The sequence below is a fragment of the Pseudomonas mandelii genome (assembly GCF_900106065.1).
GTDB lineage: Bacteria > Pseudomonadota > Gammaproteobacteria > Pseudomonadales > Pseudomonadaceae > Aquipseudomonas > Aquipseudomonas mandelii.
This window is the reverse complement of record NZ_LT629796.1, coordinates 674791-700534: the sequence shown is the minus strand read 5'-3', so window position 1 is coordinate 700534 and position 25744 is coordinate 674791. Positions and strand designations below refer to the sequence as shown.

The 25744-nt window shown below is 60.4% G+C and carries 23 protein-coding genes; 13 read left to right on the top strand and 10 right to left on the bottom strand.

Going from position 1 to position 25744, the window contains the following annotated elements:
- Positions 1-82: 82 nt before the first annotated feature.
- From pcaR to pcaC, 11 genes are all read left to right on the top strand, one after another.
- Positions 83-925 (top strand): pca regulon transcriptional regulator PcaR, encoded by an 843-nt coding sequence (pcaR, locus tag BLU63_RS03190; RefSeq protein ID WP_010462552.1) that lies wholly within the window; start codon positions 83-85, stop codon positions 923-925.
- Between the two features lie 128 nt (positions 926-1053).
- Positions 1054-2400, top strand: coding sequence for an MFS transporter (locus BLU63_RS03185; RefSeq protein WP_010462550.1), 1347 nt, complete (start codon positions 1054-1056; stop codon positions 2398-2400).
- Positions 2401-2682: 282 nt separating this feature from the next.
- Positions 2683-3540: a CoA transferase subunit A gene (locus BLU63_RS03180; protein WP_010462548.1), complete on the top strand. Its 858-nt coding sequence runs from the start codon at positions 2683-2685 to the stop codon at positions 3538-3540.
- On the top strand, positions 3540-4319 hold the full coding sequence (locus BLU63_RS03175; RefSeq protein WP_010462546.1) for a CoA-transferase subunit beta: 780 nt from the start codon (positions 3540-3542) through the stop codon (positions 4317-4319). Before BLU63_RS03180 ends, BLU63_RS03175 begins: the two co-directional genes overlap by 1 nt.
- Positions 4316-5521: a 3-oxoadipyl-CoA thiolase gene (gene pcaF, locus BLU63_RS03170; RefSeq protein WP_169856229.1), complete on the top strand. Its 1206-nt coding sequence runs from the start codon at positions 4316-4318 to the stop codon at positions 5519-5521. The genes BLU63_RS03175 and pcaF overlap by 4 nt, the downstream gene beginning before the upstream one ends.
- A 35-nt stretch (positions 5522-5556) precedes the next feature.
- Positions 5557-6261 (top strand): protocatechuate 3,4-dioxygenase subunit beta, encoded by a 705-nt coding sequence (gene pcaH, locus BLU63_RS03165; protein WP_010462543.1) that lies wholly within the window; start codon positions 5557-5559, stop codon positions 6259-6261.
- Between the two features lies 1 nt (position 6262).
- Positions 6263-6829 (top strand): protocatechuate 3,4-dioxygenase subunit alpha, encoded by a 567-nt coding sequence (gene pcaG / locus BLU63_RS03160; protein WP_077749557.1) that lies wholly within the window; start codon positions 6263-6265, stop codon positions 6827-6829.
- A 186-nt stretch (positions 6830-7015) separates the two neighbouring features.
- Positions 7016-8320 carry an MFS family transporter gene (locus BLU63_RS03155; RefSeq protein WP_010462539.1) on the top strand — a complete coding sequence of 435 codons (1305 nt, stop codon included), beginning with the start codon at positions 7016-7018 and terminating at the stop codon, positions 8318-8320.
- Positions 8321-8365: 45 nt separating this feature from the next.
- Entirely contained in the window at positions 8366-9730 is a 1365-nt protein-coding gene (locus BLU63_RS03150; protein WP_083374870.1) for a 3-carboxy-cis,cis-muconate cycloisomerase, read from the top strand.
- A gap of 11 nt (positions 9731-9741) precedes the next feature.
- Positions 9742-10533 (top strand): 3-oxoadipate enol-lactonase, encoded by a 792-nt coding sequence (gene pcaD, locus BLU63_RS03145; protein WP_083374869.1) that lies wholly within the window; start codon positions 9742-9744, stop codon positions 10531-10533.
- A gap of 10 nt (positions 10534-10543) precedes the next feature.
- The gene (pcaC, locus tag BLU63_RS03140) at positions 10544-10936 is read left to right on the top strand and encodes a 4-carboxymuconolactone decarboxylase (RefSeq protein WP_083374868.1); all 393 of its coding nucleotides are present in this window, start codon (positions 10544-10546) and stop codon (positions 10934-10936) included.
- 194 nt (positions 10937-11130) lie between these two features.
- Here pcaC and BLU63_RS03135 read toward each other — a convergent pair whose 3' ends face one another.
- From BLU63_RS03135 to BLU63_RS03105, 7 genes are all read right to left on the bottom strand, one after another.
- Entirely contained in the window at positions 11131-11943 is an 813-nt protein-coding gene (locus BLU63_RS03135; protein WP_083374867.1) for a methyltransferase domain-containing protein, read from the bottom strand.
- Positions 11944-11964: 21 nt separating this feature from the next.
- Positions 11965-12330, bottom strand: a complete 366-nt coding sequence (locus BLU63_RS03130) for a DUF1641 domain-containing protein (protein ID WP_083374866.1) — start codon at positions 12328-12330, stop codon at positions 11965-11967.
- A gap of 27 nt (positions 12331-12357) precedes the next feature.
- A complete protein-coding gene (locus BLU63_RS03125; protein ID WP_083374865.1) occupies positions 12358-13548 on the bottom strand; it encodes an NAD(P)/FAD-dependent oxidoreductase in 1191 nt (396 codons plus the stop codon).
- A gap of 192 nt (positions 13549-13740) precedes the next feature.
- Positions 13741-15000, bottom strand: coding sequence for an OprD family porin (locus tag BLU63_RS03120; protein ID WP_083374864.1), 1260 nt, complete (start codon positions 14998-15000; stop codon positions 13741-13743).
- Between the two features lie 438 nt (positions 15001-15438).
- Entirely contained in the window at positions 15439-16899 is a 1461-nt protein-coding gene (emhC, locus tag BLU63_RS03115) for an efflux RND transporter outer membrane subunit EmhC (protein WP_083374863.1), read from the bottom strand.
- Complete coding sequence (gene emhB, locus BLU63_RS03110; RefSeq protein WP_010462519.1) at positions 16896-20045, bottom strand: efflux RND transporter permease subunit EmhB; 3150 nt, start codon at positions 20043-20045, stop codon at positions 16896-16898. The genes emhC and emhB overlap by 4 nt, the downstream gene beginning before the upstream one ends.
- Positions 20046-20048: 3 nt before the next feature.
- Positions 20049-21206 (bottom strand): efflux RND transporter periplasmic adaptor subunit, encoded by a 1158-nt coding sequence (locus tag BLU63_RS03105; RefSeq protein ID WP_010462517.1) that lies wholly within the window; start codon positions 21204-21206, stop codon positions 20049-20051.
- A 265-nt stretch (positions 21207-21471) separates the two neighbouring features.
- Here BLU63_RS03105 and emhR point away from each other — a divergent pair, with 265 nt between their 5' ends.
- Positions 21472-22104 (top strand): efflux system transcriptional repressor EmhR, encoded by a 633-nt coding sequence (gene emhR / locus BLU63_RS03100; protein ID WP_083374862.1) that lies wholly within the window; start codon positions 21472-21474, stop codon positions 22102-22104.
- Positions 22105-22353: 249 nt separating this feature from the next.
- Here emhR and BLU63_RS03095 read toward each other — a convergent pair whose 3' ends face one another.
- From BLU63_RS03095 to BLU63_RS03085, 3 genes are read right to left on the bottom strand one after another with little or no spacing between them, the layout of a single operon-like run.
- Positions 22354-23403 carry an alkene reductase gene (locus tag BLU63_RS03095; protein WP_083374861.1) on the bottom strand — a complete coding sequence of 350 codons (1050 nt, stop codon included), beginning with the start codon at positions 23401-23403 and terminating at the stop codon, positions 22354-22356.
- 23 nt (positions 23404-23426) lie between these two features.
- On the bottom strand, positions 23427-24593 hold the full coding sequence (locus tag BLU63_RS03090; protein ID WP_077749549.1) for an MFS transporter: 1167 nt from the start codon (positions 24591-24593) through the stop codon (positions 23427-23429).
- A 3-nt stretch (positions 24594-24596) separates the two neighbouring features.
- A complete protein-coding gene (locus tag BLU63_RS03085; protein WP_010462509.1) occupies positions 24597-24917 on the bottom strand; it encodes an ArsR/SmtB family transcription factor in 321 nt (106 codons plus the stop codon).
- 171 nt (positions 24918-25088) lie between these two features.
- Between BLU63_RS03085 and BLU63_RS03080 the strand changes: the two genes are divergently transcribed.
- Positions 25089-25667 carry an acyl carrier protein phosphodiesterase gene (locus BLU63_RS03080; protein WP_010462507.1) on the top strand — a complete coding sequence of 193 codons (579 nt, stop codon included), beginning with the start codon at positions 25089-25091 and terminating at the stop codon, positions 25665-25667.
- Positions 25668-25744 lie beyond the last annotated feature (77 nt).

The following is a 25744-nucleotide window of genomic DNA, read 5'->3' as shown; positions in this document are numbered from 1 at the left end:
CCAATCTTGCAGCCTGTGGCTTGTGTGCCGGACCCGAAGCCGCTTGTAATAGCCGCTGATCCGTGTGGGAAAAGGACCTGATATGAACGATCAAATGCGCAACTCCTTCGCTTCAGTGGCGCCGCCGATCGTGGCCTCGCCCGCCAAGCGAATCCAGGCCCTGACCGGCGATCCGGATTTCATGACGTCTCTGGCCCGGGGATTGGCGGTGGTTCAAGCGTTCCAGGAGCGCAAACGGCACCTGACCATTGCCCAGATCAGCCACCGCACGGAAATTCCCCGCGCCGCTGTGCGACGTTGCCTGCACACCCTGATCAAACTCGGCTACGCCACCACCGACGGTCGCACCTATTCGCTGCTGCCCAAAGTGCTGACGCTGGGCCATGCCTATTTGTCCTCAACGCCTTTGGCGGTGTCCGCCCAGCCGTATCTGGACCGTATGAGTGAGCAACTTCACGAGGCCTGCAACATGGCCACGCTGGAGGGCGACGACATTTTGTACATCGCTCGCTCGGCGACCACCCAACGCCTGATTTCCGTCGACCTGTCGGTGGGCGGGCGGTTGCCAGCGTATTGCACGTCGATGGGCCGGATTCTTCTTGCGGCACTGGACGACACCTCGCTGCGCGAATACCTCGACCATGCGGAGTTCCAGGCCAAGACCAGCCGAACCTTGCACACACCCGAGGCGTTGCTCGAATGTCTGCAGGAAGTGCGGCAACAAGGCTGGTGCATCGTCGATCAGGAACTGGAGCAGGGCCTGCGTTCGATTGCCGTTCCGGTGTACGACGCTTCGGGCCAGGTGGTGGCCGCGCTCAACGTCAGTACCCACGCCGGACGAGTCAGCCGCAACGAGCTGGAGCAGCGTTTCTTGCCCGGTTTGTTAAGTGCCAGCCGTGACCTCAGCGCCCAGTTGTTTGCCTAAGCTGTTCGATAAACGCACAGACTCGCGTTTATCGAATTGACGCTGTTTCCCCAGGATCATTACTGTCGCGGCAGCGCCAGCCCTGAGCTGGCACCTGTCCGACTGCGTTCTTGCGTGGAATAAAAATAATGAACCAGCCTCAGTCTGCTGTAGGAAACTGCCTCGACGTGCAGTCCTTCATCAATGCTCAACCCATCTCGCGCTACCAGTGGCGAGTGGTGATCCTGTGTTTCCTGATTGTCTTCCTTGATGGCCTCGATACCGCGGCCATGGGCTTCATCGCGCCGGCCCTGTCCCAGGACTGGGGCATTGATCGCGCCAGTCTCGGCCCGGTGATGAGTGCCGCGCTGATCGGCATGGTCTTCGGCGCACTGGGCTCCGGTCCCTTGGCTGACCGCTTTGGGCGAAAAGTCGTACTGGTCGGCGCGGTATTGTTGTTCGGGGCTTTCAGCCTGGCCTCGGCGTACAGCACTAACGTCGATCAACTGCTGGTGCTGCGCTTCCTCACCGGCCTGGGCCTTGGCGCCGGGATGCCGAACGCCACCACGCTGTTGTCGGAATACACCCCGGAGCGCAAAAAATCCCTGCTGGTGACCAGCATGTTCTGCGGCTTCAACCTCGGCATGGCCGGTGGTGGGTTTATCTCGGCCAAGCTGATTCCGGCCTTCGGCTGGCACAGTCTGCTACTGATCGGCGGGATTCTGCCGTTGATCCTGACCGTCGTCTTGCTGTTCTGGCTGCCCGAATCGGCGCGTTACCTGGTCGTGCGCAACCGTGGCACCGACAAAGTGCGCAAGGCTCTCGCACCGATCGATCCGACCGTCGTCGCTCAGGCGTCGAGCTTCAGCGTACCGGAGCAGAAAACCGTGAAGGCGCGCAACGTGTTCGCGGTGATCTTCTCTGGCACCTATAGCACCGGCACCTTGCTGTTGTGGCTGACCTACTTCATGGGGCTGGTGATTGTTTACCTGCTGACCAGTTGGTTGCCGACGCTGATGCGTGACAGTGGCGCGAGCATGGAACAAGCGGCATTCATTGGTGCCCTGTTCCAGTTTGGCGGGGTGTTGAGCGCAGTGGGCGTGGGCTGGGCGATGGACCGGTTCAATCCGCACAAGGTCATCGGCATTTTCTACCTGCTGGCCGGGGTGTTTGCCTACGCGGTAGGGCAGAGCCTGGGCAATATCACGATTTTGGCGACATTGGTGCTGGTGGCCGGCATGTGCGTCAACGGTGCGCAATCGGCGATGCCGTCGCTGGCAGCGCGGTTTTATCCGACTCAAGGGCGAGCGACCGGGGTGTCGTGGATGCTCGGGATTGGTCGTTTCGGCGCGATTCTCGGGGCCTGGATGGGTGCGACATTGCTGGGCCTGGGCTGGAACTTTGAACAGGTGCTGACGGCGCTGGTGATTCCGGCGGCGGTGGCAACCATGGCGGTGGTGATCAAGGGCATGGTCAGTCATGCGGATGCGACCTGAGTCCAGGCTCCGGAATCTTCGGCGGGTTTGATGGCCTCTTCGCGAGAAGGCTCGGTTCTACAGTCAATCGCGTTCTCCTGTAGGAGTGAGCCGGCTCCGGGCGGCGTTCCGACGATGCTTTTTGGGATCGATAGCGAGACAACAATATGTTCGATAAACGAACACTTAGTCGATTATCGGATTGTTTGGCGTTTTGCACAGGCTTAACCTTCAGTCATTCCGGCGCTGCGCATCGCGCCTTTTTCTACCACTGTCGGTTCATCACAAACGGGAGCCTGCCCCATGGCTGAAATCCTTTCGCTGCACGACGCGGTGAAGCAATTCGTCAACGACGGCGATACCGTCGCGCTCGAAGGCTTCACTCACCTGATCCCTACGGCGGCCGGTCACGAAATCATTCGCCAGGGCAAGAAAGATCTGACGCTGGTGCGGATGACGCCTGACCTGATCTACGACCAGTTGATCGGCGCCGGTTGTGCTCGCAAGCTGATTTTCTCCTGGGGCGGCAACCCGGGTGTCGGTTCGCTGCACCGTCTGCGTGACGCGGTCGAGAAGCAGTGGCCGCACGCGCTGGAAATCGAAGAGCATAGCCACGCCGACCTGGCCAATGCCTACGTCGCTGGCGCCTCCGGCCTACCGTTCGCGGTACTGCGTGCCTACGCCGGTTCCGACTTGCCGAAGGTCAACCCGCTGATCAAAACCGTCACCTGCCCGTTCACCGGCGAAGTGTTGGCCGCCGTGCCTTCGGTACGCCCGGACATCACCGTGATTCACGCGCAGAAAGCCGACCGCAAAGGCAACGTGCTGCTGTGGGGCATTCTCGGCGTTCAAAAAGAAGCCGCGCTGGCGGCCAAACGTTGCATCGTCACCGTCGAGGAAATCGTCGACGACCTCAATGCACCAATGAATTCTTGCGTGCTGCCGACCTGGGCCTTGAGCGCGGTCTGCCATGTGCCTGGCGGCGCGCATCCGTCCTACGCCCACGGTTACAACGAACGCGACAACCGCTTCTACCAGGCTTGGGACCCGATTGCCCGCGACCGTGAAACCTTCACCGCGTGGATCGACGAATACATCCACGGCTGCGCTGACTTCAGCGAGTTCCAGGCCAAACTGGCCGCTGCTTCGGAGGCCAAGTAATGACTTACACCACCAACGAAATGATGACCGTCGCCGCTGCCCGCCGCCTGAAGAACGGTTCGGTGTGCTTCGTCGGCATCGGCCTGCCGTCGAAAGCCGCCAACCTGGCGCGCCTGACGTCTTCGCCGGATGTGGTCCTGATCTACGAATCGGGTCCGATCGGTGCCAAGCCAAGCGTACTGCCGCTGTCGATCGGTGACGGCGAACTGGCGGAAACCGCCGACACCGTCGTCCCGACCGGTGAGATTTTTCGCTACTGGTTGCAGGGCGGGCGCATTGACGTCGGTTTTCTCGGCGCCGCGCAGGTCGACCGCTTCGGCAACATCAACACCACCGTGGTCGGTGATTACCACGCACCGAAAGTCCGTCTGCCCGGTGCCGGTGGCGCGCCGGAAATTGCCGGCTCGGCGAAAAGCGTACTCATCATTCTCAAGCAATCGGCACGCTCCTTCGTCGACAAACTCGACTTCATCACCTCGGTCGGTCATGGCGAGGGCGGTGATTCGCGCAAGCGTCTCGGCCTTCCGGGCGCCGGGCCAGTCGGCATCATTACCGACCTGTGCATCATGGAGCCCGAAGCGGATACCCATGAATTCGTGGTCACCGCGCTGCACCCGGGCGTGACTCGCGAGCAAGTGATTGCCGCCACCGGCTGGGCAATTCGCTTCGCAGGCAATGTCGAAAATACGGCTGAGCCAACGGATGTTGAGCTTAAGGCGCTCAGGGACCTGGAAGCCCGCACCGCCGCCGCCCATGGCCAGACACCGGGAGAAGCGTGATGCGCGACGTTTATATCTGCGATGCGATTCGCACCCCCATCGGCCGTTTCGGCGGCGGCTTGTCAGCGGTGCGTGCAGACGACCTCGCCGCCGTGCCGATCAAGGCCTTGATGGAACGCAACCCGTCGGTGGACTGGAACGCAGTGGACGAGGTGTTCCTCGGCTGCGCCAACCAGGCCGGCGAAGACAACCGCAACGTCGCCCGCATGGCGCTGTTGCTGGCCGGGCTGCCGGAAAGCATTCCCGGCGTCACGCTCAATCGCCTCTGCGCCTCGGGTATGGATGCGATCGGCACTGCCTTCCGCGCAATCGCCAGTGGCGAAATGGAACTGGCAATTGCCGGCGGCGTCGAGTCGATGTCCCGCGCACCCTTCGTGATGGGCAAGGCCGATGCGGCGTTCTCGCGCAACATGAAGCTGGAAGACACCACCATCGGCTGGCGCTTCATCAACCCGTTGATGAAGGCGCAATACGGCGTCGATGCGATGCCGCAGACCGCCGACAACGTGGCCGACGATTACGAAGTGTCTCGCGAGGATCAGGACGCTTTCGCCCTGCGCAGCCAGCAGCGCACAGCCGCCGCGCAAGCTGCAGGATTTTTCGCTGAAGAAATCGTCGAAGTGCGGGTTGCCCACAAGAAAGGCGAAACCGTCGTCAGCCAGGATGAGCATCCTCGTGCCGACACCACGCTGGAAACCCTGGCCAAGCTGAAGCCCGTCAACGGTCCAGGCAAAACCGTCACCGCCGGCAACGCTTCCGGTGTGAACGACGGCGCAGCGGCGTTGATTCTGGCCTCCGCTGAAGCAGTGAAGAAACACGGCCTGACCGCCCGCGCCAAAGTGCTGGGTATGGCGAGCGCGGGTGTCGCGCCACGGGTAATGGGCATCGGCCCGGTGCCGGCGGTGCGCAAATTGACCGAGCGCCTCGGGCTGGCCGTCAGCGATTTCGATGTGATCGAACTCAATGAAGCCTTTGCCAGCCAAGGGTTAGCGGTACTGCGTGAGCTGGGCTTGGCGGACGACGCGGCCCAGGTCAACCCGAACGGTGGCGCCATTGCCTTGGGCCATCCGTTGGGCATGAGCGGTGCGCGCCTGGTCCTGACCGCGTTGCATCAGCTTGAAAAAACGGGCGGCAACAAAGGCCTGGCGACCATGTGCGTCGGTGTCGGCCAGGGTCTGGCCTTGGCCATCGAACGCGTCTGACGCCCGGCAGACTAATAAGAACAGAGGAAAGCGAAATGACTGACAAGCCTGGTTACCGTCGCCCGCAGGAAGGCACCCAGCCGGACTACCTGCACCCGACTTATCAATCCACCAACCTTCGCGCGCCGTCCAAGCCGTTGGTGTTTTTGCCGCATTCGTTGTCGGAAATTACCGGCCCGACCATCGGCGCCGAGCGTATCAACGAGAAGGACAACGACCTGACGGTGCAGCACGCGGGCGAACCGTTGGGCGAGCGCATCATCATCCACGGCCGCGTGCTGGATGAAGACGGCTTGCCGGTGCCGGGGATTCTGGTGGAGATCTGGCAGGCCAATGCCGCCGGGCGCTACAACCATGCCCGCGACCTGCACGACGCGCCGCTGGACCCGAACTTCACCGGTACCGGTCGCACCGTGACCGACGCCGATGGTTGGTATCAATTCCAGACCATCAAGCCCGGCGCTTACCCGTGGGGCAACCACCACAACGCCTGGCGTCCGGCGCACATTCATTTCTCGCTGTTTGGGCCGAGCATCCTGACGCGGCTGGTCACGCAGATGTATTTCCCCGGCGACCCGCTGCTGGCTTATGACCCGATCTACAACTGCGTACCGGACACCAGCGCCAAAGAGCGTTTGATCGCCAGTTTCGACCTGGAAAAAACCATCCCTTCCTATGCCCTCGGTTATCGCTGGGACATCGTCTTGCGCGGCCGTGAAGCCACGCCGATGGAGAAATAAGATGACGCTGAACGCGACCACATCCCACACCGTCGGGCCGTATTACCACATTGGTTTGACCTGGCTGAACCGCGAAGACCTGACGGTCGAACAAACCCTGGGCGAGCGCGTGGCGATCACCGGGCAAGTCGTCGATGGCAATGGCGATTTCGTTAACGACGCGATGCTGGAAGTCTGGCAGGCCAACGCCGCCGGCAAGTACGACCACCCCGAAGACGACCAGGCCAAACCCCTGGACCCGAATTTCGAAGGCTTCGGCCGGGTGCCGGTGGACGCCGAAGGGCGCTTTCGTTTCACCACGATCAAACCCGGAACGGTGGAAGGCCTGAAGGGCTCGACCCAGGCGCCGCACCTGGTGGTGCTGGTGTTCGCTCGCGGGTTGGTGAAGCACTTGCTGACGCGGATTTACTTTGAGGGCGAACCGGCGAACGTCGACGACCCGTTGCTGGAGTGTGTGCCGGCCGAGCGCCGGGGTACGTTGCTGGCGAAGCAGGATGCGTCGGGTGTCTATCAGTGGAATGTGATCCTGCAAGGCACCGATGCCGAGACGGTGTTCTTCGACTACTGAAAACACCGCAGATCCCTGTAGGAGTGAGCCTGCTCGCGATGGCGGTGTATCAGTGCCTTCAGTGCTGAATGACACTCCGCCATCGCGAGCAGGCTCACTCCTTACAGAGGACAGTATTGCCAACTGTGGAACGGGACTGTTGCAAAGTGTGTCTAGAATGTCATGGTCCCCAAAGAGTGAAAAACAATGACAACTCCTACCGCTATTCCAGCGCACTACACCGGCGAAGAGCGCAGCAAACGGATCTTCGCCATTGTCGGCGCCTCGTCCGGCAACCTCGTTGAATGGTTCGACTTCTACGTCTACGCCTTTTGCGCGATCTACTTTGCGCCGGCCTTTTTCCCGTCCGATAACCCGACTGTGCAGCTGGTGAATACCGCCGGCGTGTTTGCGGCCGGGTTCCTGATGCGGCCGATTGGCGGCTGGATTTTCGGCCGTGTCGCGGACAAGCACGGGCGCAAGAATTCGATGCTGATCTCGATTCTGATGATGTGTTTCGGTTCGTTGCTCATCGCCTGCCTGCCGACCTACAAGGACATTGGCGTCTGGGCGCCGATCATGCTGTTGTTCGCCCGTTTGCTGCAGGGCTTGTCGGTGGGCGGTGAGTACGGCACCACCGCAACCTACATGAGCGAAGTCGCCCTCAAGGGCCAGCGCGGGTTCTTCGCCTCGTTCCAGTACGTGACGCTGATTGGCGGGCAGTTGCTGGCGGTGTCGCTGGTGGTGGTCCTGCAACAGTTCCTCACTGAAGATGACCTGCGTGCCTACGGCTGGCGGATCCCGTTTGTGGTCGGCGCCGTGGCTGCATTGATCTCGCTGTTCCTGCGTCGTTCGCTCAAGGAAACCACCAGCAAGGAAATGCGTGAAAACAAGGACGCCGGCAGCATTCGCGCGTTGTTCCGCGACCATAAAGCGGCCTTTATTACCGTGCTCGGTTACACCGCCGGTGGCTCGCTGATTTTCTACACGTTCACCACGTACATGCAGAAGTACCTGGTGAACACCGCCGGCATGCACGCCAAGACCGCCAGTTACATCATGACCGGCGCGCTGTTCCTTTATATGTGCATGCAGCCGCTGTTCGGCATGCTCGCGGACAAGATCGGTCGCCGTAACTCGATGCTGTGGTTCGGTGCATTGGGTACGTTGTGTACTGTGCCGATTCTGCTGAGCCTGAAAAGTGTCAGCAGTCCGTTCCTGGCCTTTGTGCTGATTACCGTGGCGCTGGCGATCGTCAGTTTCTACACCTCCATCAGTGGCCTGGTAAAAGCCGAGATGTTCCCGCCGGAAGTGCGCGCACTCGGTGTCGGCCTGGCGTATGCGGTGGCCAACGCGATCTTCGGTGGTTCGGCGGAATACGTCGCCCTGAGCCTTAAAGCCGCGGGCATTGAAAACTCCTTCTACTGGTACGTGACAGTGATGATGGCGGTGGCGTTCCTGTTCAGCCTGCGCCTGCCGAAACAGGCCAAGTATTTGCACCACGACCTTTGATCCATCCGCGTGGGCCCGACTGGCCCATGCCTTCAGGGACTGTCTATGAATCAGCGACCGGGCAATCAATTGTTCGATGCCTATTTCACGGCACGCGATATGCGTGAGGTGTTTTGTGATCAAGGCCGGGTGCAGGCCATGCTTGATTTCGAAGCGGCACTGGCCCGGGCCGAGGCGCGGGTGGGTTTGATTCCGCTGTCGGCTGTCGCCTCGATCGCAGCGGCTTGTCAGGCTGGGCATTACGACTTTTCAGCACTCGGCGAGGCGATTGCCACGGCGGGCAATTCGGCGATTCCGTTGGTCAAGGCGTTGGGTAAACAGATCGCCGCCAACGATGCCGAAGCAGAACGCTACGTGCATCTGGGCGCCACCAGTCAGGACGTAATGGACACGGGCCTGGTGCTGCAACTGCGCCGCGCGCTGGCGCTGATCGAAAGCGATCTGGCGCAACTGGGCGAAACCTTGGCGACCCAGGCGTTACGCTTCGTCGCCACGCCGCTGGCCGGGCGCACCTGGTTGCAGCACGCCACGCCCGTCACCCTCGGCATGAAAATCGCCGGTTGGCTGGGCGCCGTCACTCGCAGCCGCCAACGTCTGCAAGAACTCAAGCCTCGGTTGCTGGTGCTGCAATTTGGCGGCGCCTCCGGAACCCTGGCAGCCCTCGGCGAGCAAGCGATGCCGATTGCCGAAGCCTTGGCCGGTGAGCTGCAACTGACCCTGCCGGACCAACCCTGGCACACCCAGCGAGACCGCTTGGTGGAGTTCGGCGCGGTACTCGGTTTGATCGCCGGCAGCCTCGGCAAACTCGGCCGCGACATCAGTCTGTTGATGCAGACCGAAGCCGGCGAAGTGTTCGAACCGTCGGCACCGGGCAAGGGCGGTTCCTCGACCATGCCGCACAAACGCAACCCGGTGGGCGCCGCGGTGCTGATCGGTGCGGCGACCCGCGTTCCCGGTTTGCTCTCGACCCTGTTCAGCGCCATGCCTCAGGAACACGAGCGCAGCCTGGGCCTGTGGCATGCCGAATGGGAAACCCTGCCGGAGATTTGCTGCCTGGTGTCCGGCAGCCTCAAGCAAGCGCTGCTGGTGGCGGACGGGCTGGAAGTGGACGCCGACCGCATGGCCCGCAACCTCGACCTGACCCAAGGCCTGGTGCTGGCCGAGGCGGTGAGCATCGTCCTCGCCCAACGGGTTGGCCGCGACACTGCGCACCATCTGCTGGAGCGCTGCTGCAAACGTGCAGTGGCCGAGCAACGTCATCTGCGAGCGGTGCTCGGCGAAGAGCCGCAAGTGACCGCCGAGTTGTCGGCCCTGGAACTCGATCGTCTGCTGGACCCCGCCCATTACCTTGGTCAGGCCCATACCTGGGTCGAGCGGGCGGTGGCTGAACATTCTGCGTTGACTGCCTGAAGGAGATTGCTGTGGCTTTTGTACAACTCGCCGAGGGCGAACTGCATTACCAATTTGATGGCCCGGCGGATGCACCGGTGCTGGTGCTGTCCAACTCGCTGGGCACCGACCTGCACATGTGGGACGCGCAGGTCGCCGCGTTCTCCGAGCATTTCCGGGTGCTGCGTTTCGACACCCGTGGCCACGGAAAATCGCTGGTCACGCCGGGGCCATACAGCATCGAGCAACTGGGCCACGACGTGCTGGCGCTGCTGGATGCGCTGCACATCGAACGTGCGCATTTCTGCGGCCTGTCCATGGGTGGCTTGATCGGCCAGTGGCTGGGCATCAATGCCGGTGATCGATTGAATAAGTTGGTGGTGTGCAACACCGCCGCGAAAATCGGCGATCCATCGGTGTGGAATCCACGGATCGAAACCGTGCTGCGTGACGGTCAGGCGGCCATGGTCGCCTTGCGCGATGCGTCGATTGCGCGCTGGTTTACCCCCGACTTTGCCGAGGCCAACCCGGCCGCCGCGAAGCGGATTACCGACATGCTCGCGGCCACTTCGCCAGAGGGTTATGCCGCCAACTGCGCCGCCGTGCGCGATGCCGACTTCCGTGATCAGCTGTCCGAAATCAAGGTGCCGCTGCTGGTCATTGCCGGCACCGAAGACGCGGTCACGCCGCCGTCCGGTGGGCACTTTATTCAGGAGCATGTGCCGGGCGCCGAATACGCCGAGTTCTACGCCGCGCACTTGTCCAACGTTCAGGCCGGTGCTGCGTTCAGTGACCGGGTCCTGACGTTTTTGTCAGCTGATTAAGGGGATTGTTGTGGACGAGAAACAACGTTACGACGACGGCCTGGAAGTCCGTCGCGCGGTGCTCGGCGACGCCCATGTCGACCGCAGTCTGAATGCCCTGACCGAGTTCAACTCGGAGTTCCAGGAAATGATCACCCGCCACGCATGGGGCGACATCTGGACCCGGCCGGGCCTGCCACGCCATACCCGCAGCCTGATCACCATCGCCATGCTGATCGGCATGAACCGCAACGAAGAACTCAAACTGCACCTGCGCGCCGCCGCCAACAACGGCGTGACCCGCGGCGAGATCAAGGAAGTGATCATGCAGAGTGCGATCTACTGCGGCATCCCGGCGGCCAATGCGACGTTCCATTTGGCGGAGTCGGTGTGGGATGAGCTTGGGGTTGAATCGCGGGAGTGATCCTGGCGATTTGCGGTGTCTGAGCTGACGCCATCGCGAGCCGGCTCGCTCCTGCATGGGATGTCCGGTGAGTACATGACTTGTGTTCACACAGGACCCGTGTGGGAGCGAGCCTGCTCGCGATCGCGGTGGGTCAGCTTGCATCGATGGTGAATGACACACCGCCATCGCGGGCACGCGCGGCGACCACAGGGTCAAACGGTGGCGACAATGAAGATCCGCTTGAACGGAAACAGCGTGCGCCCATCGTATTCTCGCGGGTAATGCGCATGCACCCGCATCATGAAGTGATAAATGAACCGCGCCTGTTCGTCATCCTTCAAGCCTTGCATCACCGCCCGCAAGGCCGAGACCTTGATCCAGTCATAAATCGGCGACTTGCCGTCCACGACCTGCAACTGCTCGGTTTCCCAGATGTCCAGCGTCCGGGTAATCGGAGCAAGCAATCGGTGGTAATTTTCCAGCGACAATAACGTCCGCGTCGCCATCCTCTCGCGCACTTGCGGGGAGCCGAGCGGTTTGCCGTCGGAGCCTCCATCGTTGAGGGTGTCGAGCACCAGCTGATACCACACCGCATCCCGCCAATCGGGCATGTGCGCCGCCAGACAACCGCCTGGATTGAGATAACCGAGCAAACGCGGCAACAACTGTTCGTGACCGTCGATGAAGTGCAGCACGGCGGCGGCAAAGAGCAGGTCGGCGGGTTGCTCCGGCTGCCAGTTCTGTAGATCGCACTGCTTCCACAGCGCCTTGATCGGCAAGCCTCTGGCCTCCTGAAGCATTTGCTCCGAACTGTCGATGCCCATCAGGTGTGCGCGGGGCCAGCGTTTGGCCAAAACCTGCGTCGCGATGCCTGTGCCACATCCCAGGTCGTAGATGCGCCTGGGGTTTTTAATGTCGACACGGTCGATCAGCTCGTTAACCGGTCGTTGTCGAAGCCGGGAGAATTGCTGGTAGGCCGTGGCGTCCCAGTCAGCCGTCCTTGCTCTTTGCAGTTTGGTGCTCATGAGGTTGTCCTCTCTGGACGTTCAAAGTTGTCTTCCAATGACGTTGAGGGTTTTGAGTGCAAACCCCACCCCTCTTCGCGTGTCGGGTTCGCGCAATAATTTCAGTAGCTGGTAAAAGCCAGGGGGCTGCTCGTTTGCTGTGCTATCGGCTTTTGCCATGCGCACGGCATTGCTGACGCTCCAGGTTGCCTCGGTCGCGCCTTCGAACAGCCGCGCCAGTTTCTCCACCATGGCCGGGTCCAGTAGATCGACGAGGTCGCTGATCAGTGAAAGCAGGTCCACCAGGTTGTCCAGTCGACCGCCGTCAATCAAGGGTTTGAGCTTTTCCATCAGCGCGTCTGATCCAGGGCTGATGAGGGGGGTGATTGATTCATTTGAGACGCTCATTACGATTTACTCCTCTCCCCGGGCCGATCAAAGCATTGCGCGGGCAACCGCCCAGTACAGTCCACGGTTGAATCCGTTTCTGAGCAACCCGCCGAGCTTGGTGGCCGGGGTGGGCCGGACATCGTGCTGGTAGTCGTACCAAAGCGGCATGCCGGCATCCAGGCCCATTTGTGCCACGGCCTGAACACGTCCGTCGTAGACGGCGATGGGGGTGCCCAGACGAATTTCGGCAGCGATGTTGTTGGCGATCACCGGCGCCTGGTTATGGCATGCCCCGCCGGCTTTGCTGACAGGCAAGTCGACGGTATCACCGATGACGTAGACGTTTTCCAGGCCGTAGACCTGCAACGTTTCATGGTGGGTCGGCAGCCAGCCTTCGTCGTTGGGCGCTTGTGAGGCGCCGGACTCGAGCACAGCGTCCACGGCCCTGATCGGTGGTGTCGCCATCAGAATGTCGAAGGGTTGCTCGTCACCTTCCTCGGAGTACGCGACTTTTTTATCCGGATCGACTCGTTTGAGCGTGAAGCCGCGTTGAAAGCGAATATTTTTCCGTTCAAAGATACCCGGCAGAATTTCCCCGGTCGGGCGTTGCAGGAACAGGCAGTTGCGCAGTAGTTGAGCCGTGGTCGGGTAGGTGTAGACGATTTCCACCTGGTCTCTCACCCCACGACGCCGCAAGAAATCATCGAGCATCAATGTGGTTTCGACGGGCGCGATACCGCATTGATGCGGGACATTGGGTGTTTTCGGGAAGGACACGGTAATGAAGATGCGGCCTTTTTCGATCGTGCTCAGTTTTTGCGCCAGTTGCCTGGCGGGCGCGAACTGATAGAAATGATCGCCGGCTTCTTTCAAGCCTTCGATACGTTCCGGGGCCGGCACACATCCGGTGGCGATGACTAAAAAGTCATAGCCGTAACGCTTGCCGCTGCGGGTTTGCAGGTGTTGTCGGTTGAAATCGAAACGCACGACTTCATCGACATGGAACTCGATTTCCGGGCGCAACAGTGAACGTTCCGGGCGCTTGAGTTCTTCTTCAAAGAACAGGTTGAACGCCACGTACATGAACGCAGGTTTATAGAAGTGATCGGGGGAATTGGACAGCAGTGCAATCGAGACTTCGCCGCGCAGGATTTCCGGATACAGCTTGCTGGCCAGTTGATTGGCCAGCATGGTTCCACCAACGCCGCCACCGACGATAACTATTCGCTTGCTCATACCTGACCTCCTGGGTCATGGCAGCTTCGCGTACAGCATCCGGAGATAACGGAAGAAAACAGGGGCTCCTACAGCAGTGATGGAGAATTAAACACGCTTTTTGACTGTATCTGCCCACTCGCAAAACGCCAGGCAAGCCGACAGGTGGTTACGGGCAGCGGCCTTTTGACTTCGACCGCTGCCAGGGTGCGGTTACAACAAACTGATCGGATAGCTGACGATCAACCGGTTCTCATCGAACTCGTTGTTGCTGAAGTCCCGACGAATGGTCGAGTTGCGCCATTTGACGTTGAGATCTTTGAGCGCGCCGCTTTGCACGGTGTAGCCCAATTCGCTTTCGCGGCCCCATTCCTTGCCGTCGGTGATTGTGCCGGTGTGCACGTTGTCGCCGCTGATGTAGCGGTTCATCAGGGTCAGGCCGGGAATGCCAAGGGCGACGAAGTTGTAGTCATGCCGTACCTGCCAGGATTTTTCTTTCGCATTGTCATAACTGGCGTTGTAACTGTCGTTGGCCAGGGTGCCGCCGCTGGTGCCATTGACCCGCATCCAGGCGCTGTCGCCGGTGAGTTTTTGCAGGCCGACATAGAAGGTGTGGCCGCCGTATTTGGCCGAGAACAGGCCTGACCAGGTCTTGTTGTCCAGATCGCCGGCCCGGGCGCTGCCGTCTTCCTTGCCATAGAAGAAACCCAGGTTGGCGCCGAGGGTCCAGTCGCCGATGGGCTGGCTGTGAGTCAGGTTCACGTATTGCTGGCTGTAGATGTCCTTGAGTTCGGCGTTCCACAGGCCGATCTGGGTGCGCTTGTCGTTGAAGGCGTATTCGCCGCCCTGGAAGTTGAAGCGGTCTGAGGTGAAGGTCGGTTTTCCGGTCATCGACATATCGCTCATGCTGCTGTCGTCACGGGGGCTGTTGGCGCGGAACTGGCCGCCGTAGAACGTCAGGCCGGCGATTTCTTTCGAGGTGATCTGGCCGCCACGAAAGGTTTGCGGCAGGGAGCGACCGTCGTCCGAGCGCAGGATCGGCAGCACCGGCATCCATTCACCGACCTTGATTTCGGTCTGCGACAACCTGGCCTTGAACGCCACGTTGGTGCGACCAAAGCTGTCCGCCGGGCGACCGTCGTGATCCAGCGGCAGCAACTGAGTCCCGCCCGTGCCTTTGCCGCCGTCGAGCTTCACCGAATACAAGCCCAGCACATCCATGCCGAAGCCGACGGTGCCTTGGGTGAAGCCGGATTTGGCGTCGAGAATGAAACTTTGTGTCCATTCTTCAGCCTTGCCCTGGGCTTTGGTCGGGTTGGTGAAGTTGCGGTTGATGTAGAAATTGCGCAGGTTCAGGTTGACCTTGGCACCTTCGACAAAACCCGACTCCTCGGCCATGGCAGGCAGGGCCGCGCAGGCCAGGGCGATGGCTATCAGGCTTGGGAAGTAGTACGGCGTGGTGGAAGGCGTCATGGGCTCGGGTCTCTCTAATTGTTAGGGATGAAACGGGGCGCTGCCGCAACGTGGCCGTTGCAGACAAGGGATTCGATATCGTGAAAAACGGGGTGGGATCAGCCGGACAGGGCAGGGCGCGGGGGCATGGTGTCGAACCTGATGTTATTGGTCTTGTGCGACGAATGGTGCGGGGGATGGGCTGGAGGGTTCAATCGGGGAAAGCGGGTTTTGGGCGGTTATCGAACGCATGTTGGTCTGAGGTTTTTGTGTTTATGGGCTGGCGTCTTCGCGGGCAAGCCTCGCTCCTACGGGGTGTGCGGGTTTCATGGAATATGATTCGGCGCGGACACTGCAGGAGCGAGGCTTGCCCGCGAAGAGGGGATTACTGACACCACACCTTTTCCCGCAGACAACAAAAAGCCCACCAAAAGGTGGGCCTCTTGTCTTACAGCGCTATCAGAACAACTTCATCTTCGGCGCTTCTTCTTTCAGCGGTTCGACTTTCGCCGTCTGCTCGTTCCAGCCACCACCCAGTGCCTTGTACAGATTGACCGCACTGATCAGCTGCGCCAGACGATCAGTGATCAGCACCTGCTGGGCGCTGAACAACTGACGCTGGGCGTCGAGGAAGGTCAGGTTGCTGTCGACACCGATACGGTAGCGACGCTCGGCCAGACGGTAGTAGTCCTGGTTGGCGGTGACGAAATCACGCTGCGCCTGCAACTGATCGGTGTAGGTCTGGCGGGCGGCCAGGCCGTCGGCGACTTCCTGGAAGGCCGTTTGAATGGACTTCTCGTAGTTCGCCACGCCGATGTCTTTCTGGATTTTCGAGTAATCCAGGCTGGCGCGCAGGCTGCCGGCATTGAAGATCGGCAGGTTGATCTGCGGCGAGAACAACCAGGTGCCCGAGCCGCCCTTGAACAGACCGGACAAGTCCGGGCTCAGGGTCCCGGCATTGGCCGTCAGGCTGATGCTCGGGAAGAACGCCGCCCGTGCCGCGCCGATGTTGGCGTTGGCAGCTTTCAGGTTGTACTCGGCCTGGAGAATATCCGGACGACGTTGCAGCAAGTCCGATGGCAGACCGGGCGGTACGTCGCTCAGCAGGTTGTCAGATAGCGGTTTGGCTTCTCGCAGATTGGCCGGGATGCCGGTGCCGAGCAGCAGCACCAGGCTGTTTTCGTCCTGCGCCACCTGACGGGTGTACTTGGCCAGTTGCGCCCGGGCGTTTTCCACCGAGGTACGCGACTGGGCCAGGTCCAGGGCCGAGGCCACACCGACTTCGTTGCTGCGCGCGGTGAGCTTGTAGCTCTCCTCGAACGCACCGAGGGTGTCCTGGGTGAGTTTCAGCAGTTCCTTGTCGGCCTGCCAGGTCAGGTAGGCATTGGCCACGCTGGCCACCAGACTGATCTGCGTGCTGCGACGGCCTTCTTCTGTCGCGAAGTACTTCTGAAGGGCTTCTTCGCTGAGGCTGCGAACCCGACCGAACAGGTCGAGTTCATAAGCACTGATACCGACCGTAGCGGAGTAGGAACTGCTGATGCCCGCTTGACCGGTCTGCGACGCGTCAGCCGGAAGACGCTGACGGCTGCCGGTGCCATTGGCCGAAACGGCCGGGAACAGATCGGCGCGCTGGATGCGGTATTGAGCCGCGAACGCGTCGATGTTCAGGGCCGCAACACGCAGGTCACGGTTGTTTTCCAGCGACACCTGAATCAGCTGTTGCAGTGCCGGGTCATGGAAAAACTGCTTCCAGCCCTGTTCCGCAGCCGCCTGATTCGGCGCCAGGGCCGACGAGTACGCCGGACCTTGCGGGTATTGGCCCGCCACTGGTGCCTCAGGTTGCTGATAGTCGGGAATCAGCGAGCAGCCGCTCAGCACGAAGGCGGCAACGGCGATGGAGAGTAGCGACTTGCTCATTGGCCAGCCTCTTTAGAAGGTTCGATTGCGTCATCCTGGTCGGCTTTTTTGCGCTGGCCAATGGACGACACGGTAACGAAGAACAGTGGGACCCAGAAGATCGCCAGGACGGTGGCGGTGATCATACCGCCAATAACGCCCGTGCCGATTGCGTGCTGGCTACCTGAACCGGCGCCCGTGGAAATCGCCAGCGGTACCACACCGAGCACGAAGGCCAGCGAGGTCATGATGATCGGTCGCAAACGCATCCGGCACGCTTCAATCGCCGCTTCGCGAAGGCTACGCCCTTGCTCATGCAGTTCCTTGGCGAACTCGACGATCAGAATGGCGTTTTTCGCTGCCAGACCGATGGTTGTCAACAGGCCCACCTGGAAGTAAACGTCATTGGAGAGTCCCCGCAGACTGGTGGCCAACAGTGCCCCGATGATCCCCAGCGGCACCACCAGCATCACCGCGATCGGAATCGACCAGCTTTCGTACAGCGCCGCCAGGCACAGGAACACCATCAGCAGCGACAACGCATACAGCGCCGGCGCCTGTGAGCCCGATAGCCGTTCTTCGTATGACAGACCGGTCCAGGAAATACCGACACCGGCCGGCAGTTTCTTGGCCAGGGCTTCGACTTCCGCCATGGCTTCACCGGTGGAATAGCCCGGGGCCGGGGCACCGAGGATTTCCATCGCTTCTACACCGTTGTAACGCGAGAGCTTCGGTGCACCGTAAATCCACTCGCCCTTGGCGAAGGCGGAGAAGGGCACCATGGTTCCGGCGGCGTTACGCACATACCATTTCTTGATGTCTTCCGGGCTCATCCGCGAACCGGGTTGACCTTGCACGTAGACCTTCTTCACCCGACCACGGTCGATGAAGTCGTTTACGTAGCTACTACCCAAGGCAATCGACAGGGTGCTGTTGATGTCGGTGAGGGTCAGGCCCAATGCACTGGCTTTCTCGTCATCGATTTCCAGCTGGTATTGCGGCTCGTCGTTCAGGCCGTTCGGACGCACCTGATAAAGCACCTTGCTCTGTGCCGCCATGCCGAGGAACTGGTTGCGAGCTTCCATCAACTTGTCGTGACCGATGCCGGCGCGGTCTTGCAGGAATACGTCGAAACCGGTGGCGTTACCCAGCTCCAATACCGCCGGTGGCGCAAAGGCGAACACCATCGCATCGCGGAAGGTGAAGAAGTGCTGCTGGGCGCGGGCGGCGAGTTTGAACACGCTGTTTTCCGCATCCCGCTGATCCCACGGCTTGAGCATGATGAACGCCAGGCCCGAGCTTTGGCCGCGACCGGCGAAGTTGAAGCCGTTGACGGTAAACACCGAGGCCACGGCGCTCGATTCCTTGTCCAGCAGGTAGGAGCGCATCTCATCGATCACCACCTGCGTGCGTTCGGCGCTGGAGCCGGCCGGGGTCTGCACCTGGGCAAACAGCACGCCTTGGTCTTCTTCCGGGAGGAACGCCGTTGGAATGCGGGTGAACAGCCAGATCATGCCGACGACAATGATCAAGTAGGCCAGCAGGTACGGCGCCTTGTGCGTCAGCATGTTGCCCACGCCACGCTCGTAGCTTTTGACGCCACGGTCAAAGCTGCGGTTGAACCAGCCGAAGAAGCCGCGTTTCGGCGTGCCGTGCTCGCCTTTCGGAATTGCCTTGAGCATGGTGGCGCACAGTGCCGGGGTGAAGATCAGCGCAACCAGTACCGACAGGGCCATGGCCGAGACGATGGTGATCGAGAATTGCTTGTAGATCACACCGGTAGAGCCACTGAAGAACGCCATCGGCAGCAATACCGCCGACAGCACCAGGGCGATACCGACCAGTGCACCCTGGATCTGCCCCATGGATTTCTTGGTGGCCTCCTTGGGTGACAGACCTTCTTCGCTCATGACCCGTTCGACGTTTTCCACCACGACAATGGCATCGTCCACCAGCAAGCCGATGGCCAGCACCATGCCGAACATGGTCAGGGTGTTGATGCTGAAACCGAACGCCGCGAGGATCCCGAATGTCCCCAGCAACACCACCGGCACGGTCATCGTGGTGATGACAGTGGCGCGGAAATTCTGCAGGAACAGGAACATCACCAGGAACACCAGCACGATCGCTTCGACCAGGGTTTCAACCACACCCTTGATCGACTCGGTCACCACCGGGGTGGTGTCGTACGGGAACACCACTTCCATGCCTTGCGGGAAGAACGGCTTGAGCGTGTTGATGGTGTTGCGCAGCGCTTTCGCGGTGTCGAGGGCGTTGGCACCGTTGGCCAGTTTCACCGCCAGACCGGAAGCCGGTGCGCCGTTGAACTGGGCGTTGATGCTGTAGTTTTCACCGCCCAGGCCTACATCGGCCACATCGGACAGGCGTACTTGCGAGCCGTCCTTGTTGACTTTGAGCAGGATCTTGTTGAACTGCTCGGCAGTCTGCAGACGTGTCTTGCCGATGATGGTGGCGTTCAACTGCTGGCCGGGCGCAGCAGGCAGGCCGCCCAGTTGACCGGAGGACACCTGGATGTTCTGCGCCGCGATGGCCGCTTTCACGTCCACTGGCGTCAGGTTGAAGTTGTTCAGCTTGGCAGGGTCGAGCCAGACACGCATCGCGTACTGGGAACCGAAGACCTGGAAGTCACCGACACCGGCGGTCCGCGAGATCGGGTCCTGCATGTTCGACACGATGTAGTTGGACAGGTCGTCCTTGGTCATGCTGCCGTCGCGAGATACCACGCCGATCACCAACAGGAAGTTTTTCACTGCCTTGGTCACGCGGATACCCTGTTGCTGCACTTCTTGCGGCAGCAGCGGGGTGGCCAGGTTCAGTTTGTTCTGGACCTGAACCTGCGCGGTATCGGAGTTGGTGCCCTGCTCGAAGGTCGCGGTAATGGTCATGCTGCCGTCGGAGTTACTTTCCGAGGAGACATAACGCAGGTTATCGATACCGTTGAGCTGTTGTTCGATGACCTGCACCACGGTGTCCTGCACGGTTTGTGCGGACGCGCCTGGGTAGGTGACCTGGATCGCAATGGCCGGAGGCGCAATGCTCGGGTATTGGTTGATCGGAAGTTTGAGAATCGAGAGTGCCCCGACCAGCATGATCACCAGGGCAATTACCCAAGCGAAAATCGGACGGTCGATAAAAAATTTCGACATGGTTTACTCCCCTTTGCCGCTGGAAGCCTTGTCAGCTGCCTGTGCGGGGGCCGGGTTCTTTGCGCCAACGTTAGTCGCTTCACTGGCTTTGACTTCGACGCCAGGTTTGACGAATTGCAGTCCTTCGGTGATCAGACGATCGCCGGCCTTCAGGCCGTCTTCGATCAACCATTGGTTGCCGACGGTGCGGCTGGCCTTGAGCTGACGCAGTTCGACCTTGTTGTCCGCACCGACGACCAGTGCGGTCGGCGAGCCTTTGAGGTCGCGGGTTACGCCTTGTTGCGGCGCCAGAATGGCAGCGGCGTTCACACCGGATTTGAGCTGAGCGTGTACGAACATGCCCGGAAGCAGCGTGTGATCCGGGTTCGGGAACACTGCACGCAAGGTCACGGAGCCGGTGGTCTGGTCAACCGAAACTTCGGAGAATTCGAGCTTGCCTTCCTGTTTGTACTGGCTGCCGTCTTCGAGCGTCAGCTTGACCGCCGCTGCCGTGTCGCCAGCCTTTTGCAGGCGGCCGCTTTCCAGTTCGCGACGCAGCTCAAGCAGCTCGACCGAAGACTGGGTGACGTCGACGTAAATCGGGTCGAGTTGCTGGATCACCGCCATGGCATCGACCTGGCCGTTGCTGACCAGCGCACCCTCGGTCACGTTCGAGCGGCCGATGCGGCCGGAAATCGGCGCGTAGACCTTGGTGTACCGCACATTGATCTGAGCGGTTTGCAGCGCGGCTTCCGATTGCATGCGGTTGGCCACGGCCGTGTCGTATTCCTGACGGCTGACGGCCTGTTCGTTGACCAACTGCTTGTAGCGATCCGAGATCGACTTCGTCTGTTGCAGGTTGGCTTGGGCGCTTTTCAGCGTAGCGTCATAGACCGACGGATCGATCTGATACAGCTGCTGGCCGGCCTTGACGTCACCGCCTTCCTTGAACAGACGTTTGAGAATGATGCCATTGACCTGTGGGCGAACTTCGGCGATGCGGAACGCACTGGTGCGCCCCGGCAGTTCGGACGTCAGGGTAAAGGCTTGAGGTTGCAGGGTGACCACGCCGACCTGAGGAGGCGGTGCGGCGGGTGCCGCTTCTTCCTTTTTGCATCCGCTGAGCAGTGATGCCAGGGCGACGGCGGCGACCAGAGCGGTAACAGCTGGCTTGAATTGCATGAAAATCCTCGGGTCAGGCGCGCAAGAAACGCACTAGAAATGTGAAAGGGTAAAAAATGAGTGCTGAGTGGATAAGTAGCTTGCTAAGGAATATACTTACGTTCATGGTTGTTTGTAAACACCTTGACTGCGTATCCACCCCGTTACCAACGCCCGTCAAAGGTTCGAATTGTAAGCCGGGGACGAGTCCCAAGAGCGCTCGCCCCACTTTTGTTCAGCGGCTGTTCAGACATCGCTGAAGCATCCCGATTGAGGTTTTACTGCCATGGTCCGTCGTACCAAAGAGGAAGCTCAAGAAACCCGCAGCCAGATACTGGAAGCGGCAGAGAAAGCCTTTTATGAAAGAGGCGTGGCGCGCACTACGCTGGCGGACATCGCGACTCTGGCCGGCGTGACTCGCGGCGCCATCTACTGGCATTTCAGCAACAAGGCGGATCTGGTGCAGGCCATGCTCGATAGCTTGAAAGAGCCGCTGGATGAAATGGCCAGGGCCAGTGAAAGCGAAGATGAGCTCGATCCGCTGGGCTGCATGCGCAAACTGCTGATTCATTTGTTTCATCAAGTTGCCCTGGATCCGAAGACCCGACGCATCAATGAGATTTTGTTTCATAAGTGCGAATTCACCGATGAAATGTGCGATCTGCGTCAGCAGCGTCGTGAAGTCAGCCTCGACTGCAATGTGCGAATCGCCCTGGCCCTGAGTAATGCGGTGAATCGGGGGCAAATGCCCGAGGACCTCGACACGGCCCGCGCGGCCATCAGCCTGCACGCCTACATCGATGGCATGCTGTACCAGTGGCTATTGGCCCCGGACAGTTTTCAACTGCACACCGAAGCCGAGCGATGGGTCAATACAGGATTGGACATGCTGCGCCTGAGCCCCAGCCTGCGCAAATAAAACAAAATGCGTAATTGGATCCGTTTATGTCAACCATTAAGGCGAGCGTTGATCCCTTCAATGTTCGCCTTAATGCACCGGGATGCTTTTATATACGCACGCTCGTCAGGTTGAAAGGTAGCGAGCTACGTATTTTGTAGTGATTTTGTGTCGTGCGTGTGAATCGGTGTGAAGCCCCGTGAATAAACATGCCGCAACAAAAAGCCCCGGCTCTTTCGAGTCGGGGCTTTTGCATTTCAAGGGAGATGCTTACATCACGGGATAGTCGATGTAACCCACCGGCCCCTTGGCGTAGAACAGTTCGGGACGCGCTTCGTTAAGCGGCGCATCCGCCTTCAAGCGTGCCGGCAGGTCCGGGTTGGCAATGAATGGAACGCCGAAGGCGACTGCATCTGCCTTGCCGCTGGCCAGCCAAGCGTTGGCGCTGTCCTTGGTGAAGCGTTCGTTGACGATGTACGGGCCGCCGAACGCTTCTTTCAATTGTGGACCCAGGCTGTCGCCGGCTTCTTTCTCACGGGAGCAAATAAACGCGATGCCACGCTTGCCCAGTTCGCGAGCGACGTAGATGAACGTCTCGGCCAGGTTGTCATCGCCCATGTCGTGGGAATCGGCACGCGGAGACAAGTGCACGCCGACGCGGCCAGCGCCCCAGACTTCGATTGCGGCGTCGGTTACTTCCAGCAACAGGCGCGCACGGTTTTCCAGGGAACCACCGTAGTTATCGGTGCGCTGGTTGGTGCTGCTTTGCAGGAACTGATCGAGCAGGTAACCATTGGCACCGTGGATTTCCACACCGTCAAAACCGGCAGCCTTGGCGTTCTCGGCACCGGTGCGGTAGGCGTCGACGATGTCGGCGATTTCAGCGGTTTCCAGTGCGCGCGGGGTTGGGTAGTCGGACAATGGGCGAACCAGGCTGACGTGACCCTTTGGCTGGATGGCGCTCGGTGCGACTGGTGCTTCACCGTTCAGGTACGACTCGTGGGAAACCCGGCCGACGTGCCACAGTTGCAGGAAAATCTTGCCGCCCGCACCGTGGATCGCTTTGGTCACATTAGCCCAGCCACGCACCTGATCGTTGGACCAGATACCCGGAGTGTCCGGGTAGCCGACGCCCATCGGCGTGACCGACGTGGCTTCGCTGAGGATCAGGCCGGCCGAGGCGCGTTGTACGTAGTATTCGGCCATCAGGGCGTTTGGCACCCGGCCTTCGTCGGCGCGGCAGCGGGTCAGCGGCGCCATAATGATGCGGTTGGCCAGCTCGATGTCGCCCAGTTTGATCGGATCGAAAATAGTCGTCATTTAAGTACAACCCTCGTGAAGTATCAGTTGATAGCAGGGGCCAGTTCGGGATTACCGCGCTGACGGAAAGTAATCAGGGTCACCAGCAGGGCGAGTACTGCCAGTGCTGCTGCCGCGAGTGGAACGCTGGTCAAGCCGAAACCGTGGGCGATGACGCTGCCGCCGACCCAGGCGCCCAAGGCGTTGCCGATGTTGAAAGCGCCGATGTTCAGGGTCGACACCAGGTTCGGCGCGGCCTTGCCGTAGGTCACCACGTTCACTTGCAGGGCGGGGACGGCGGCGAAGCACGCGGTGGCCCAGAGGAACAGGGTGATTTCGGCCGGGATCAGCGCGACGCTGGTCCAGGTCAGTACGGTCGAGATCACGGCCATCGAGATGAAGACGCCGATCAGCGTTGCGGCCAGGCCTTTGTCAGCCAGCTTGCCGCCGATGATGTTGCCGACCGTCAGGCCCAGTCCGATGAGCATCAGGGTCCAGGTCACGCCTTTGGGCGAGACGCCGGTGACATCACCAAGCAGCGGGGCGACATAAGTGAACAGGGTGAATACCGACGCCGCGAACAGCGCCGTCATGCTCAGCGACAGCCAGATCCCGGCGCCTTTGAGGGCGCGCAGTTCGGCGCGCATGTCGAGTTTCTCTTCATCGCGCTTGGCCGGCAGGAAGCGGATCAGGCCAATCAACGCGATCACACCAATCACGGTCACTGCCCAGAAGGTCGAGCGCCAGCCGGCTTCCTGACCGAGCGCGGTGCCCAACGGAACGCCGAGCACGTTGGCCAGGGTCAGGCCGGTGAACATCAAGGCTACGGCGGAGGCACGTTTGTTCGCCGGAACCAGACCTGCCGCCACCACCGAACCGATACCGAAGAACGCACCGTGGCAGAGGGCCGTGACCACACGGGCAAACATCAGCACGTTGTAATCGGTCGCCATGGCACAGAGCAGGTTGCCGATGATGAAAATGCCCATCAACGCTACCAGTGCAGCCTTGCGCGGTAATCGGGAGGTGGCCAGTGCCATGAACGGCGCACCGATGGCCACGCCCAGGGCGTAACCGGTCACCAGCCAGCCAGCGCCCGGGATCGACACGCCGAGGTCAGCCGCCACATCGGGCAACAAGCCCATGATGACGAACTCGGTGGTGCCGATGGCGAAGGCGCTCAAGGCCAGAATGAGAAGCGAGAGGGGCATTGGTTAATTCCTTGTCGGAGCGCTGAGCTCCTTGACGATGGCCGCGAGGAATGCCTGGATCACGTCCTCGTTGCGCTTGAAGAAGTGCCATTGACCGGCTTTCTGGCTGCTGATCAGTCCCGCACGTTGCAAGGTCGCCAAATGGGCGGACACGGTCGACTGCGACAGGCCGCAGCGTTGATCGATCTGTCCGGCGCAAATGCCGTACTCGTGGTTGTGGATCTGTTCCGGGAACTGGGTCTTGGGGTCTTTCAGCCAGATGAGGATGTCTCGGCGGACTGGGTGTGCCAGGGCTTTTATTATTTCGTCGAGGTCGATGGTCATGGGTTTGGGCTCGTGATGAGTAAAACGCTATATCGCGATGTGGCGAACTTTAAATCGGTAGATCGCGATATACAAATATGATTTTGGTCTGACGAGCGCATAAATCGCTATATCGGGTTATAACGATACGGTGAGTGTCAACATTCGAAGGCGCAATGCTAAGCTGCGCCCATGAACTATCTCGCCCATCTTCACCTCGGTGGCCAGCGCCCCGGTCAATTGCTCGGCAGTCTGTATGGCGATTTCGTCAAGGGACGGCTGCAAGGGCAGTTCAACCCGGAGATTGAAGCGGCCATCCAGCTACATCGCAGCATCGACGTCTTCACCGACCGCCATCCGTTGGTGGATGCCTCGCTGTCGCGATTTTCCACCACACGCCGGCGTTACGCCGGGATCGTGCTCGACGTGTTTTTCGACCACTGCCTGGCGCGGGACTGGACCCTCTACTCGGACCAGCCGCTGGAGCGGTTCACCTCGGATGTGTATCGGGTGCTGTCGACTGAGCCTCAATTGCCGGAGCGGTTGGCGAGGATCGCGCCGCACATGGTGGCGAATGACTGGTTGGGGTCTTATCAGGAGTTTGATGTGCTGGACCAAGTGCTGCGGGGGATTTCGCGGCGGTTGACCCGGCCTGAGGAACTGGCGGGGGCGATGCAGGAATTGCGTCGGCTGTACGAACCGCTCAGTGAGGATTTCCGGTTGTTCTATCCGCAGCTTCAGGATTTCGCCCAAAACTATCCAGCACCCTAAACCCCTGTAGGAGTGAGCCTGCTCGCGATAGCGGTGTGTCATTCACATCATTGTTGAATGTAAAACCGCTATCGCGA